Source organism: Marinicauda pacifica (genome assembly GCF_004793635.1).
Classification (GTDB): Bacteria; Pseudomonadota; Alphaproteobacteria; order Caulobacterales; family Maricaulaceae; genus Marinicauda; species Marinicauda pacifica.
Genome location: NZ_SRXV01000001.1, coordinates 687,056 through 701,709, shown reverse-complemented (window position 1 = coordinate 701,709; position 14,654 = coordinate 687,056). Strand labels below are relative to the sequence as shown.

Here is a 14,654-nt window from a genome sequence, read left to right as displayed (position 1 = left end):
GGAGCGATCATGCGGGACGAGACCATCAAGATTGCCTGGAAATCCGTGACCAAGAGCTTTGGGCGCAAGACCGTGCTCGAAGGCCTCGACCTGGTCGCCTATGAGGGGCGGTCGCTGGTCATCATTGGCGGATCGGGCACGGGCAAATCGGTCACGATCAAGCTCGCCCTGGGCCTGCTGCGTCCCGATTCAGGCAGCGTCGAGATCGACGGCGAAGCGGTCGAGTACGGGCGCGAGAACGATCCCGGGGTCCAGCAGATCGGTATGCTGTTCCAGTCCGGCGCGCTGTTTGACTCGCTGTCCGTCTGGGAAAATGTGTCGTTTCGCCTGCTCCATGCCGAGCACGTCAAAAAGGGCGAAGCCAAGGAACGCGCCATCGCTGCGCTCGACCAGGTCGACCTTGAGGCCGACATCGCCGACCGGCGCCCTGCCGAGCTGTCCGGCGGCATGCAGCGACGCGTTGCGCTCGCCCGGGCCGTCGTTGGCAAGCCGAACATACTCTTCTTCGACGAGCCCACGACGGGGCTGGATCCGGTCACTGCAGACCTGATCAATCAGCTCATCGTGCGCCAGGTCAAGACGCTGGGCGCCACCGCCGTGACGATCACGCACGACATGGCGTCCATGCGCGCCATCGCGGACGAGGTGGCCATGATCCGGGACGGCAATATCCTCTGGCACGGTGACCTTGAAGGGGTGGATTCCTGCGAGAACCCCACCGTGTGCGACTTCGTCGCCGGGCGCTATTCGCCCGAAGGCTGAGAGTCCGGCTTTCCCGACTCCTACTCCTATCACGACTATCACGCGGCCCCGCCCGTCAGGCGACTGTGCAGGGCCGGGCCGCGAAGACGCGGCCGCGCCTGAAGACCTAATCTAAACGACCCGCGCCCAGCGGAGGAGAAGCTCGCGGTGCCTCTCGTCACCTCACGCGCAGACCTGCGCCTCGCCGTCATCCTCCCGGTCGGGAGTGAGGATGGGCAGACTTGCGCAGACGCAGAGAGAGGCGATGTCGGCACCGCGGTCGCGGCGCAGCACGCAGGGCGTCATGTCGACACCGGCAAACCCGGCCTGGCCCAACAGGTCCGCAATATACTCAGAGGAATGGGCAAAGCGCCGGCTCTCCCTGAGCGCGACCGGAGCCTCGCCGGCCTCCACCGTGAAGGCGAGCCGGCCACCGGGCACAAGCGAGGCCACACACCAGGCGATGATGCGTTCCAGGGCGCCGAGATAGGCGAACACGTCGGCGGCCACAATCAGATCATACCGGTCAGGGGCGATCTCGAGCGCTGCGATGTCGGTCTTCTCCAACCGGTCATACACATGCTTCGCGCGAGCCTGGTCCAACATGGCCTGCGAGATATCCATGCCGATGAGCGTGTCGCAATGAGGGCGCAGGACCTCGCCCATCAACCCCGTGCCGCACCCGAGATCCAGAGCTCGCTGCGCCCGTGTGAATCCTGCCGAGGCCAGCTGAGCGAACAGGAGCTCCGGGCCGCGATAGCCCAGCTGGCCGACGAGCGACGTCTCGAAGCGCGGCGCATATTGATCGAAGAGAAGCTCGACGAAGGCGGCCGGCATGGATTCGCATACCGGCGCGGCACTCAGGAGGTCGCGCTTCATCCCAGCCCCCAGCGCATCGGCCGGGTCGGCGTCGACGGCCCGGGCGAACGCTTGCACCGCCGCATCGCGTTGTCCGGCGCGCTCACAATACTCACCCAGCCGGTACCAGCCCGCGGCCCAGCCGGGGACACGCTCCAGGGCGCCGGTCAGCACCTCGATGGCACCGGGCAGGTCGCCATCGGCGGCCAGGGCGTCGGCAAAAGCCGCACGCCTGTCGGCCGCCGGGTCGGCAGAGAAAAACGGCTTCGCAGCCATGAGGGCAACTTCCAAGGAGTCCGCTCATTGGCCGACCATGGCCACGCGGCGGAGAGACGCTGCACAATCGGGAAACGCCGCGTGCATCGGGCGCGCATTAGAGCCGCGCCGGGGCCCCTGTCAATCGGCTTTGCCGCAGCGTCACTCGCCCTACTGGAAGCCCGGGATCGGCTCGTGCTCCCAAAGGTCAGACACCTCGTCGTCCAGGCCGGTCATTTCCCAGCGGATCAGAGCGAGCGGCAGCCGGCCATGGGCGAGGAAGTCGTCGTGGAACTCGCGCAGCGAGAAGTCGTCACCAAGCTGGCGGCGTCTGTCCGCGAGCAATTGCTGCATCTGCAGGGCTCCGATCTGATAGCCGAGCCCGTAGCCCGGCGGGCGGCGCAGATAGATTTCCGCGTCGACCCGGGCGACGTCTTCATCAAGATACGGCGTCAGCTCCCGCCAGTAGGCCACCGCCTCCTCCGCACTCATCCGGTTGGTTTGCAGCCACACATCCGCGGGCACGCGTGCGGCGCGGAATATGCCGAAGATGTAGATGAGTTCGCGGGCGCGCGGCCGATCCTCGAAGAAGCCCGCCTGGACCATTGCCTCCTCCAGATAGGTGGCCCAGCCCTCGGCGCGAACGCCATCGGCAATGTGCTCACGCACCGGGTGTTCGGGCACCATCAGCGCGTCGAAACGGTGGCCGGGGATGACGGCGTGAAAATGATCGGGGCTCGGATCCCGGTACTGGATCTCTTCCCAGAAATTGCGTCCGCCCGGCCGCTCGATCCAGGGCACGTTGAAATCGAGTTCACCGATATGATCGGGGATGGTGATGATGTCGTGATCTTCCAGAAAGGCGCGGATATCGGCATCGGTCTCGGCGATGCGTGCGTGATAGGCCTCGCGCGATTGCGCCGGCTCCAGCTCAGGCAGGTCGCGGTTGCGATGGCGTTCCAATGCGTAAAACGCCCAGAGCCGGTCGATTTCGCGCTCGCCCAATGTCACGATTTCGGCGGACGTCCAGGGCAGGAGCTTGACGTTCTTCACGTACCAGTCGAAGCGCGCTTCACCCACGCCCGCATCCGCAGTCATCGCGGGCCGGCGTTCGAGCAACCAGGCGTGAAACTCGCGCACAGATGACAGCGCCGCTTCGATCTCGGGAACGAGGCCGGGCTGTGCGGTCTGTGCGCGGCCAAGCAGGTCCTCGTACCAGCCGATTACGCCGGCCGGCGGCACCTCGCGATAGGGATGACCGTGACCCACCCCGTCGGCTGTGGTCAGATTGTGCAGCGCCAGATCGGCATAGTCGGCTGCCACCGCGTCCAGATTACGTTCGCCAACCTCGACCAGGACAGGAATCGCGTTCAGGCGCGCCTGCAAGGTCTCCAGCGACTCACCCTCCACGGGCAGCTCTGTAAAGGCGGGGCGCAACATCCGGTCGACATAATAGCCCGGATCGCGTTCGAAGGGCCGCGATACGCGCAACCAGAACTCGGCTTCATCCATCCTGGCGCGCACGGCGAGGTATTCGGCCTGGTGCGCCCTCTCCCATGCGGCGACATTCATGTCGGACAACTGCGCCTGGAAGTCGCTGAGGTCGTCGATCCGATCGCCGACAACGTCATCGGAATAATCCGGCACACGGGGGTCCGAGCCTGGCGTCTCATCCGCCCAGGCCTCGAATTGGGAGAAGAGCGCGACAAAGCTGTCATAATCGCCCTCGCCCCGCGGCGGGCCCTGAAGGGCGTGAGCCGGTATCGCGAGCGCCAGTGCCGCGATGGCGGGCAGGAAGAGCCCGACGGCCAAATTTCTGATTCTCATGATTTTCTCCCCCGCTTGATCGGGTCCAGCGGACAAGCTGGCGCTTTAAAAATCAAGCGAAACTCAAAAAATCTTGCGTAAATGAACATTCATTCTTGACGACACAAATCGGATAAGGCAAACACCCTCCAGTAAGTGAATGTTCATTCACACGGCTTGAGAGGGACGCATCATGGCTCACGAGACTGAAGCGCGGCGCGGCGTAACCGCCAATGCCGGAAACTTGAAGGCCCGCGTCGAGCGCGCTGCGCTGGAACTGTTTGCCCGCGAAGGCGTGGACGCCGTATCCATCAAGTCGGTGGCCGGTGCCGCCGGTATCTCCGACGGAGCGATGTACCGCTACTACAAGAGCAAGGATGCGCTGGCCGTCGCCCTGTTCGAGACAATCCATGTGCGCCTCTACAACCTGCTCGAATGCGCGTTGGCAGAGGCGTACGGATTTGAGGATGCGGTGCGGCGTGTGGTGCGCGTCTATTGCGAGGCGGCCGACGACGATCCGGACCTGTTCGCCTATCACCTCACCCACATGCACCGCTTCGGTGTCGAGGCACGTCCAGGCTGCCCGGACCCTGTCGGTCTGATTGCCGGACGCCTGAAAGGCGCGATGGAAGCCGGCGATCTTCCCAAGGGCGATCCCGAAATCAAGGCTGCCGCCGCGCTCGGCGTCGTCCTGCAGCCGACCGCCCACCGCATGGTCGGACGCTTTGACGTGCAGATGACCACCATGGCCGATCGCCTGGCCGATGCCGCGCTGCTGGTGCTGCGCACGGTCTGACGACCGCCCTGCTCTTTTCCTTGAAACAGAACTGGAGACGACGCCATGCGCGCCGCCGCCTTTTTCGTGGCCTACTGGATCACGACACTCTTCTTCGCCATCTTCTGCCTGCTGCTTGCCGCCCTGCCCGGCAAGCGCCCGCTGGGCTGGGGTCTGTGGCTTTACGGTTCAACCCAGGTCGCCGCGTTGCGGTATCTGGCGGGCGTTCGCATCGACGTACGCGGACAGGAGAATATCCCCGACGAGCCCTGCGTATTCGGGGCCAAGCACCAGAGCTGGGGGGATGGCTTCGTCATGCTGGCGACGATCCAGCATCTCGGCTTCGTGGCTGGGGACCATCTGTACAAATTCCCGCTCGTCGGACCGATCCTGAAGAAGGCCGGGGCGATCGTTCTGTCCAACCAGGGCGGCGAACGCGCGCAAGAGGTCCTCAATGGCGGCATTGCCCGCCTGCGCAATGAGGGCCGCCATGTCCTGATCTACCCGGAGGGCAATCTCTCCGCCCCCGGCGAGAAACACCGCTACCGCTCCGGCGTCTTCCATCTCTATGACCGTCTGGAGCGGCCCTGCGTTCCTGTCGCCACCAATCTCGGTCTCGCCTGGGACCGCCAGAGCTACGCGAAAACGCCCGGTACGGTTACCGTCGAATTCCTGGAACCCATCGCTCCGGGACGCGACAAAGAGGACTTCATGAGCGAGCTGGAGCGCCGGATCGAAACGCGCACCGATGCCCTCGTTGCACAAGGACTGATCCGATGAGCCTGAAGATTGCGGCCTCCCTGCTGGCTCAGCGCCGCTTCCTGCCTCTGATGAGCGCGCAAGCGCTCGGGGCCTTCAACGACAACCTGTTTCGCTACGCGCTGGTCACGCTGGCCACGTATCAGGGATTATCGGTATTCGGACTCGACCGGGGGCTGATGGTGCCCATTGCCGCGACCATGCTGACCTTGCCGATCTTCCTGTTCTCCGGCGTCGCCGGTCAGGTCGCCGACCGCTACGACCGCACGAAGATCATGCGCTTCGCCAAGTTTGCGGAAATATTCCTGATGATCGGGGCGGCCGCGGGCTTCCTGCTCAATCAGCCGCTCATCCTGCTGGGCGTACTCTTTCTGATGGGGACCCAGTCGGCCTTCTTTGCCCCGGCGCGCAACTCTGCCCTGCCTACCCTGCTGACGGGACGCGAGCTGGTCTCCGGCAATGCGATGGTGTCCGGCAGTCTGAACATCGCCATCCTGATCGGAGCCGGGCTGGGCACGGTCCTGGCGGTCCAGGGGGTCACGCTGGGCGATCAGGCCATGTCCGGACCTGCCGCGATCTCGGTCATTCTCGTTACCATCGCGGTCATCGGCTGGATCGTGATGCGCCAGGGCAGCCCGGCACCGGCCAGCAATCCGGATCTGAAGATCGAGTGGAATATCGCGGCGGTCACCTGGCGCATCCTGCGTTTCGCCGCGACCATGCCGGCCGTGCTCCGCCCGTTGCTCGGCGCGGCCTGGTTCTGGATGCTGGCCGCCTCCATCATCACGCTGATGCCCCTGTTCGCCCTGGAGGTTCTGAGCGCGGACGAAAGCGTGGTCCTGCTCTTCACGGTGATCTTCACGCTGGGCGCCGCCCTCGGCGCCGTGGCCTGCGGGCTGCTGAGCCGCGGCGAGGACGCGCTCGCCTTCACGATTGCCGGCGCAATCGGCCTTGTGATCTTTCCGGTGGATATCGCGCTGCAGACGGCCGGGCGCACACCGGGCGAGCTGGTCGATGCGGTCACGTTCGCACGCGACTCGGCCAATTGGCGCATTCTGATCGATCTCGGCCTGTCGGCGATTTCGGCCGGCCTGTTCGTGGTCCCCTTGCAGGCCATGGCACAACACCGCGCCCCGGCCGAGTATCGGGGGCGCCTGCTGGCCGCCGGCGGCATCCTGAACGCCGCGGCCGCGACGCTGGGCCAGTTCTCGCTTGCCGGAATCGGGATTTTCTCGCTTCCGCTGCAATCGGCCTTCCTGGCGATCGCCCTGGTCTCGGCGGGAGCGGCGGCCTTCGCGATCTGGCGCCTGATGCGGCGAAACCAAAAGCAGCTTTAGGCCACCCCCCGTCTCGCCAAAGCGCGCGGGCGGCGCTAAACGGGCCAGTCATGAAACTCATCACGACGACTTCCGACCTTGCCGCCGCCTGCGACGCCCTTGCCCAGAACGATTTCGTCGCGCTCGACACCGAGTTCATGCGCGAAACCACGTTCTGGCCCCAGCTCTGCCTGATCCAGGCAGCAGGCGGCGAGACCGAGGTGCTGATCGATCCGCTTTCCGAGGAGATCGACCTGGAGCCGCTTTTCGAGCTGCTCCGCGACACCTCCGTGGTCAAGGTCTTTCACGCCTGCCGCCAGGACCTGGAAATCTTCTTCCACAAGGGCGGGGAGCTGATCCCCAACCCCCTGTTCGACACGCAGATTGCGGCGATGGCGGTGGGGCTCGGCGACTCGATCTCCTACGACAATCTGGTCGGCGAATTGCTCGGCCGTGCCATCGACAAGGGCTCGCGCTTCACCGACTGGTCGCGCCGCCCGCTGAGCGAGAAGCAGCTCACCTATGCGCTCGCCGACGTGACCCATCTGCGCGACCTCTACCCCAAGCTCCAGGCGCGTCTGAAGACGAGCAACCGGGAACACTGGGTCGGCGAGGAAATGAAGACCCTCACCAACCCGGACACCTACCGGATGGATCCTGAACAGGCCTGGAAGCGCCTGAAACTGCGCAAGACGACCAAGAAATGGCTGGCGGCATTGCGGGCGGCGGCCGCCTGGCGCGAACGCGAGGCGCAGACGCGGGATATTCCGCGCAACCGCATCATCAAGGATGACGGTCTATACGAGCTCGCCCATGCCGCGCCGACCGAGCTCGACCAGCTGACCGGCCTGCGTGCCGTGCCCAAGGGCTTTGAACGCTCCAAGCCCGCGGAACGGCTGATCGAGGCATTGAACGCTGCGCTGGACAATGCGGACAGCTACGCGCCAAAAGTCTCGAAATCCGGTCCTCCGCCGTCCAATCTCGGCCCGGTCGTCGAGTTGCTGAAGGTCTTCCTGCGAGTCGTTGCCGAGGACGAAGGCGTCGCCCCTCGCCTCATCGCCACCGTGCCCGACCTCGAAGCGATCGCCGCCGATGACGAGGCAGATGTCGGTGCGCTGAAAGGCTGGCGCCGCACCGTGTTTGGACAGCGCGCACTCGAGCTGAAACGCGGCGAGATCGCGCTGGTGCTGGAGAACGGCAAGGTCGAGGCGATCGAGCTGGAAGACTAGACCGGGTTCACAGCACCGCGGCCTTGAGATCCATCACGCCGGCCAGCTGGTCGAGCCGGTGAAGCGCGCGCTCTACCGCGGTGTCTTCCATTCCCTTGGCCACCCGAAGCACCAGCTCGTTTGGTGTGCGTTCAAGGCGAAAGTGATCGAGTAATTCTACCGTGCGTCCCGAGAGCGCGGCTCCGAGGCGCAGGGCCAGGCCCAGGCGCAGCGCCGCACCCTCGGCCTCATCGTCCAGCAACCGGCGGCACGCGCTCTCTTCGCCCGGAGGCTTCTTGCCCTGGTAGCGATGATGGATCGCCAGCGCCAGAAAGGCGCGCTCGCGGTGACTGATCCCGCTCAGCGGTCCGAACAGGACCTGGTTGCTGGCCAGGTCAGCGCGGTGATCGGGGTGCATGCGCACACCGTAATCTGTGAGCCGTGCGGCAGCAGCGCGGACTACCCGGTCGCGGTCCCGGCTGAAGATTTCCGGCTCGGTCTCGAACACAGGTTCGATCCACTCGGCCAGGCGCACACCGAATGCAGGCTCCGGAGACACGGCGGACACCATCGCCTCCGCAGCGGCGAAAAGCGGGTCGCCCTCGAGGTAAAGACGAGGCTCGGCCGCGTAGATCACACCCTCGCGCAAGCCATTGGCCGAAAACACGACGCGCTCGAACTTGCCCAGCTTCATCACCCGGCGCAGCAGCTGGGCGGCGTAGGGCAGCATGGCCGCGCGCTTGGAGGAGACACCCGGTGTGGAGGACAGCGAGCTTTCGGACTGAGCCGCGGCGAAGTCGGCGTACTTGAAGACGTCGTCGCGCGACAATTCAAACTGGTGCAGCACATGGAGCGGGTGGTCCTCGCCGGCCATCGCCAGATGCGCGAACGCCCGCCATGCGCCGCCGACCGCGTAGAAAACCGGGCCCGAGCCCTGAAAGACCGGTTCGGCATTGCGCAGGGCGTCGTCTATCGCCTTGCGCAACGCTTCCTGGTCACTGTTGTCCTTCAGCATGGCCAGCGGGCCGACCTGAAGCGAGATAGCCGGGCCAAGCTCGCGGCCCGAAATGCGCGTCAATTCCAGGCTTGACCCGCCAAGGTCGCCCGTGACGCCGTCGCAATCGCCCATCCCGGCGACAACTCCGGCTGCTGACAGACGTCCCTCTTCCTCCCCGGACAGAACGCGGATCTCGAGGCCGCACTCCTCGCGGACCCGCTCCACGAATGCCGGCCCGTCCGTGGTCGCGCGCACGGCCGCGGTCGCCACGGCGTGACGTTCGGTCACCTGCTTGGCATCGAGCAGCGTTCTGAAGCGCTTCAACGTACGGATGGCGGCAGCCACGCCCTCCGGGTTCAGCAGGCCCGTCTCGCCCGCTCCGCGGCCCAGACCCGCCATCGTCTTCTCGTTGAACATGGGAAAGAGCGCCCGGCCCTCCAGCCGGAACAGCACCATCCGGATCGAGTTGGACCCGATGTCGATCACCGCGATATTGCGCGCGGCAGACCCGGCGTGATCGGCGGCCGGCAGATCGGCTTGGGCCAGTGTGCTCATCGCCGGTCGCCGATATAGGGAAACGCCGGCGGCTGATCGTGTTTGAGCGCCTCGCCGCGCCCGGACAGGCTGGGATTGGTCATGAAATAGCTATGGGCGCTGAAGGGCTTCTTCATGCCGGTCGTATCGACCCGCGTGTAAGTGCCGTCCGGATTCATGTACCAGCTCTGCGCCTCGTCATTCAGGTTCGCGACCATGATCTGATCGAGAACCTGGCGGTGCACCGTGGGGTTCTCCACCGGACAGAGCTGCTCGACGCGCCGGTCGAGATTTCGCGGCATCCAGTCGGCCGACGTGATGAAGACCTGGGCCTGATTGGACGGCATCGGCGCGCCATTGGCAAAGCAGCAGATGCGCGAATGCTCCAGGAAGCGGCCGACGATGGATTTGACCCGGATATTCTCCGACAAGCCGGGAATGCCCGGACGCAGGCAGCAAATCCCCCGGATGATGAGCTCGATGCGAACGCCGGCCTGGCTGGCCTCATAGAGCTTGTCGATGATTTCCGGGTGGACCAGCGAGTTCATCTTCGCCCAGACCGCCGCCGGCTTGCCGGCCTTGGCATTGGCTATTTCGGCATCGAATTTCGCAAGGATCAGTTCCTTCATTCCGGTGGGCGAGATGGCGAGCTTCTCAAGCTGGGTCGGGCGGGCATAGCCGGTGACGTAGTTGAAGATGCGGCCTGCATCGCGGCCATAGGCCGGGTCGGCCGTAAACAGCGAGAGGTCTGTGTAGACCCTTGCCGTGATCGGGTGGTAATTGCCCGTGCCAAAATGCGCGTAGGTACGCAGCTCCCCGCCCTCTCGCCGAACGACGAGCGAGACCTTGGCGTGGGTCTTGTACTCGATGAATCCGTAGACGACCTGAACCCCGGCGCGCTCCAGATCGCGAGCCCATTTCAGGTTCGCCTCCTCGTCAAAACGCGCCTTGAGCTCGACCAGCGCGGTGACGTTCTTGCCCGCTTCGGCGGCCTCGATCAGGGCCGCGATGATGGGTGAGTTCTTCGACGTGCGATAGAGAGACTGCTTGATCGCGATGACATCGGGATCGGAGGCAGCCTGTTCGAGGAAGGTCACCACCGCGTCGAAGCTCTCATAGGGATGGTGGATAATCAGATCCTTGGCCCGGATCGCCGCAAACGTATCGCCGCCGTAATCCTTGATCCGTTCTGGAAAGCGCGGCTCGTAAGGCGGGAATTTCAGATCCGGCCGATCATCGCCGATCAACTGGGAAAGCTGGGAAAGCCCAAGAATTCCATCTATTAAGACGATGTCTTGTGATTGGGCATGAAGCTGCTGAGTGATGAAACGTCGCAAATCCTCAGGCATGGACGCTTCGATCGTGATGCGCACCAGGACACCGCGGCGGCGTTGCTTGAGCATCTGCTCGAACTCGCGAACCAGATCCTCGGCTTCTTCTTCAATTTCGATATCGCTGTCGCGGATCAGACGAAAAGCGCCTTTTCCCATAAGCTCGTAGCCGGGAAACAACGCGTCAACGAAGAGGATGAGAACCGTTTCCAGCGCGACATAGCGCTTTATGACGCGTCCCTTGCGATCCTTGCCCTTATCGGGAAGTTCGACGAAGCGCTTCACCCCGGCAGGCAAGGGGATGAGTGCGTTCATCACCTTGCCGTCGCGCTCCCGCTTCAGCTTGAGAACGATCGCGAACCCCAGATTGGGGATGAACGGGAAAGGGTGCGCCGGATCGATGGCGAGCGGCGTGATCACCGGCAGGGTGTGGGCCAGAAAATCGTCCCGGAGCCAGGCCGTGTCCGCTGCGGTCAGCGCCTTGGTGTCCAGCATCTGCACGCTCTCTTTTTTCAAGAGGGCGGAGATGTCACGCCAGACATCCTGTTGACGCGCCATCAGCTTGCCTGCCGCCTCGTTGATCTGGGTCAGCTGCTCGGCCGGCGTCAGCCCGTCCTGCCCGGGACGGTCAAGACCGTTGCGGACCTGGGCACGCAGGCCAGCCACGCGAACCATGTAGAACTCATCGAGGTTGCTGGCGGAAATCGAAAGAAAGCGCAGACGCTCCAACGGCGGGTGGCACGGATTTTCCGCCTCTTCCATCACACGCCAGTTGAATTCCAGCCAGGACAACTCCCGATTGATGAAGCGGCGCGGATCGGACTTGAAGGCTTCAAGATCGAGATCGGCAAAGCTGGCTGGCACACTGTCGTTCATGAAACGCTCTCTCCGCTCTCGTCCTGACGGACTCGAAACCAATGCTACTCGCCTGATAGGGCCGTCAGCACGTCGCGCGCAAGGGCGCGGGTGACCGGTCCCTTGCGTGCCAGGGCTGCATTGTCGAGCACCGCGACAAGGCGGCGCGCAAAATCGACCGAACGTTCCATCCGCATCAGGAGGTATTCCAGAACGCCAGCGCCCAGCGGGGTCCGCCTGTCGCGAAACAGCTTCTCCAGAACTTGACGCAGCAGCGCGTCATCGGGCTCGTGCAAGACCGCGCGTTCGGCTGCGGCCAGACGTGAGACGAGATCGGGAAGCGTGACCGGCCAGTCACCGGGAAAGCTGCGCGCGGTCAACAAGACGCTGACCCCGGAATCCCCGGCCGCCCGGTTGAGAAGGTGAAACAACCCGGGTTCGTCCACGCCTGGATCGCAGTCTTCCACCAGAACACTCGTACCTCGTGTTACCCGCGACAGGCTGCGCTCCACGCGATCGCGTTCGAGCACGATGGCGTGCGCGCGTTCCGACCAGATCTTGGAGAGATGCGTCTTCCCGCTGCCAGCCGGCCCGACCAGCAGGAGATGACCCTGGCGCCAGCGCGGCCAGCGATTGACGAGCGCGAGCGCGTTCGCGTTGGCTTCGCTCACGGCGAAGCTGGACGCGCGATAATCGGGATCGAGCGTGAGATCGAGGGCGAGCTGACCGCCCCCGCTGGAGGCGGAGAAGGCTGTCATCGAGAGCGGCGAACCGTCCAGCCCATATCCTCGGTTTCGTCAAGGCGCGCGCCGCGAGACCGCAATTCGGACGCCACCTGATCAAGCCCGCCGCGATAGGCCAGTGTCATCACCGCCCCGCGCGTGGAGAGTGCGTCAAGACGTGCATTGGAAACCAGAGACGCGCCGGCTACCGCGGTCTGAAGGGCCTGCCAGTCAAGAATATTGTCGTAGAGCAAGGTGACCTGAACGCTGGATTCGTCGCCGCCCCGCACGACGGTCTGGCGCTTCCAGGCCGTTTCGAAACGATCAACCAATGCACCGGCCAGCGCGGTGTAATCCCCCGCCACCGACAAATCCTCGACCTGCGTGGTCGCTGTCTCGTCGCCGCTGAAATCGAACAGGATTCCGCCGGTGCGCACGCTGCCCGCGCCCTCGCTTGCGGTCAGTACGGCTACGCGATCGACCCCGTACAGCGACGCGAGTTCGCGCAACACGGGTTCGTTTGCCGACCGCGCATGGGCGACGGACAGGACCCGGCGCCCCAGGGGAGCGGGCTCTGCATCTTCAGTGGCCTCGCCCGCGTCGGCGTCAGCCTCCGTATCGGCTTCCAGGTCGGTCTCAAGATAATTGCCGACAAGGCCAGGCCCGCTCGGGTCCTCGAACCGTGATCCCAGGCCGATAAACGGGGTGAGAGCGTGTTCGTGCGTTTCGCGGCGCCAGGCATCGTACCAGGGACCTTCCCACACCGCCCCGATACCGGTGTCCAGTACCGGCACGACAAGAATGGGGCGCGCCTGGGCCTGCACGAAGGGCACATTGTAGCTTTCGAAGAATGTGCGGACCGCGCGCCGATCGAACCCGACAGACATTTCAGCGATATAGCGTGTGGTCGAGCGGCGCTCATTGGCGATGTCGTATCCCGCAACCAGACGGGCGGCCATTTCCGAAGTCAATTCGGGAAGACCGGCCGAAGCCGGTTGCTGAAGCCCTGTCTGCGGGTCTGCAAGCTGTACCTGACCTGCGCCAACCGAACCGGCGCGGTCTTCGGGCAGGGTCATGCGTTCGACGAGCCGGCGCGCGGCGCGAATCTGCCCTGCCTGCAAGGCACGGCGCTGAGCCTCTGTGGCATTGTCGGCGCGTTCGTCGATGATCACGTTGGTGACGGTAAACGGGTCGGCGGCAAGGGCCGCTTCTCCGGCCCAAAGCGTCGAGGCCACCAGCGCCACCGCGCCCAAGCCCTGCTGAAACCGGGTCAACATTCGCCTCTCCAATCCACGAACTGCGTCGTCGGGGCCGACTATACAAGTCCTTGGCCTACGGTGAAGCCCGCAAACGATCCTGTCTGACAGCTCATCTTCTGCAGAACATATCGACGCACCCGGCCCAGACGGTCTAAACAGCACGCTTTGCCCTCGAGCGTCCCTCAATGCAGGAGTCGCGACCATGTCGCAATCATCCTCCAAATCCGGTCTCACCTATGCCCAATCCGGCGTCGACATCGATGCCGGAGATGCGCTGGTCGAGGCGATCAAGCCGCTCGCGCGCGCCACCCGCCGTCCGGGTGCGGATGGCGATCTGGGCGGGTTCGGCGGCGCGTTCGATCTGAAAGCGGCCGGCTTCAAGGATCCGATCCTGATCTCCGGCACAGATGGCGTCGGCACCAAGCTCAAACTCGCCATCGCCGCCAACAAGCTGGACACGGTGGGCATCGACCTGGTGGCCATGTGCGTCAACGACGTGCTGGCCCAAGGCGCGGAACCGCTTTTCTTCCTCGACTATTTCGCCACCGGCAAGCTGGACCCCGAGCGGGGCCGCCAGATCGTTTCCGGCGTGGCGCAGGGCTGCCTTCAGGCGGGATGCGCGCTGATCGGCGGGGAAACCGCAGAAATGCCCGGCATGTATGCCGGCGACGATTTCGACCTGGCCGGATTCGTGGTGGGCGCTGCCGAGCGCGGATCGCTGCTGCCGCGCCACGAGGATATGAAGCCGGGGGATGCGCTCATCGGGCTCGCCTCGTCCGGGCCGCACTCGAACGGGTATTCGCTGATCCGAAAGGTGGCAGAGCGCGCGGGCCTGAACTGGCAGGACGATGCACCCTTCGCGAAGGGACGCAGGCTGGGAGAGGCGTTGCTGGAGCCGACCCGGATCTACGTCAAATCGCTGATGCCCGCGATCCGGGCCGGTGACATCAAGGGCCTGGCCCACATTACCGGCGGCGGAATTACCGAGAACACGCCGCGCATGTTGCCTGAACCCCTGGGTTTCCATGTCGACTACGCAACTTTCGAGCGTCCCGATGTGTTCAAATGGCTACAAGAGGCGGGCGATATCGAAGAAGCCGAGATGCGCCGCACGTTCAATTGCGGCATCGGCATGATTGCGGCCGTCGAGGCCGACAAGGCCGAAGCCCTGGTCGCCGCCCTGAATGGCTCGGGCGAAACCGCCGCCATTATCGGCAGTCTGAAGGCGAGCTAGCACC

12 protein-coding genes are annotated in these 14,654 nt (G+C 64.5%); 6 read left to right on the top strand and 6 right to left on the bottom strand.

The features are described 5' to 3' along the window. Positions 1–9 precede the first annotated feature (9 nt). Positions 10–762, top strand: a complete 753-nt coding sequence (locus tag E5162_RS03430) for an ABC transporter ATP-binding protein (RefSeq protein ID WP_135943535.1) — start codon at positions 10–12, stop codon at positions 760–762. Positions 763–924: 162 nt separating this feature from the next. Here E5162_RS03430 and E5162_RS03425 read toward each other — a convergent pair whose 3' ends face one another. Together E5162_RS03425 and E5162_RS03420 are read right to left on the bottom strand one after the other, a co-directional pair. Further along, entirely contained in the window at positions 925–1,875 is a 951-nt protein-coding gene (locus tag E5162_RS03425; RefSeq protein ID WP_135943534.1) for a class I SAM-dependent DNA methyltransferase, read from the bottom strand. Positions 1,876–2,025: 150 nt separating this feature from the next. Continuing rightward, entirely contained in the window at positions 2,026–3,681 is a 1,656-nt protein-coding gene (locus E5162_RS03420; protein ID WP_135943533.1) for a DUF885 family protein, read from the bottom strand. 172 nt (positions 3,682–3,853) lie between these two features. Between E5162_RS03420 and E5162_RS03415 the strand changes: the two genes are divergently transcribed. From E5162_RS03415 to rnd, 4 genes are read left to right on the top strand one after another with little or no spacing between them, the layout of a single operon-like run. Then, positions 3,854–4,456: a TetR/AcrR family transcriptional regulator gene (locus tag E5162_RS03415; protein ID WP_135943532.1), complete on the top strand. Its 603-nt coding sequence runs from the start codon at positions 3,854–3,856 to the stop codon at positions 4,454–4,456. Positions 4,457–4,501: 45 nt separating this feature from the next. After that, positions 4,502–5,215, top strand: a complete 714-nt coding sequence (locus E5162_RS03410) for a lysophospholipid acyltransferase family protein (protein WP_135943531.1) — start codon at positions 4,502–4,504, stop codon at positions 5,213–5,215. Continuing rightward, positions 5,212–6,531, top strand: coding sequence for an MFS transporter (locus E5162_RS03405; protein WP_135943530.1), 1,320 nt, complete (start codon positions 5,212–5,214; stop codon positions 6,529–6,531). The genes E5162_RS03410 and E5162_RS03405 overlap by 4 nt, the downstream gene beginning before the upstream one ends. A 50-nt stretch (positions 6,532–6,581) precedes the next feature. Further along, positions 6,582–7,739 (top strand): ribonuclease D, encoded by a 1,158-nt coding sequence (rnd, locus tag E5162_RS03400; RefSeq protein ID WP_135943529.1) that lies wholly within the window; start codon positions 6,582–6,584, stop codon positions 7,737–7,739. A 7-nt stretch (positions 7,740–7,746) separates the two neighbouring features. On the opposite strand, the gene E5162_RS03395 is transcribed toward rnd, so the two are convergent. The 4 genes from E5162_RS03395 to E5162_RS03380 are packed head-to-tail and all read right to left on the bottom strand — an operon-like array spanning position 7,747 to position 13,434. Then, positions 7,747–9,270, bottom strand: coding sequence for a Ppx/GppA family phosphatase (locus E5162_RS03395; RefSeq protein WP_135943528.1), 1,524 nt, complete (start codon positions 9,268–9,270; stop codon positions 7,747–7,749). Beyond that, the gene (locus tag E5162_RS03390) at positions 9,267–11,456 is read right to left on the bottom strand and encodes an RNA degradosome polyphosphate kinase (RefSeq protein WP_135943527.1); all 2,190 of its coding nucleotides are present in this window, start codon (positions 11,454–11,456) and stop codon (positions 9,267–9,269) included. The genes E5162_RS03395 and E5162_RS03390 overlap by 4 nt, the downstream gene beginning before the upstream one ends. A 44-nt stretch (positions 11,457–11,500) precedes the next feature. Next, on the bottom strand, positions 11,501–12,193 hold the full coding sequence (locus E5162_RS03385; RefSeq protein ID WP_135943526.1) for a P-loop NTPase family protein: 693 nt from the start codon (positions 12,191–12,193) through the stop codon (positions 11,501–11,503). Continuing rightward, entirely contained in the window at positions 12,190–13,434 is a 1,245-nt protein-coding gene (locus tag E5162_RS03380) for a DUF2066 domain-containing protein (RefSeq protein WP_135943525.1), read from the bottom strand. The genes E5162_RS03385 and E5162_RS03380 overlap by 4 nt, the downstream gene beginning before the upstream one ends. Before the next feature lie 184 nt (positions 13,435–13,618). Here E5162_RS03380 and purM point away from each other — a divergent pair, with 184 nt between their 5' ends. Further along, positions 13,619–14,650 (top strand): phosphoribosylformylglycinamidine cyclo-ligase, encoded by a 1,032-nt coding sequence (gene purM / locus E5162_RS03375; RefSeq protein ID WP_135943524.1) that lies wholly within the window; start codon positions 13,619–13,621, stop codon positions 14,648–14,650. Positions 14,651–14,654: the final 4 nt, after the last annotated feature.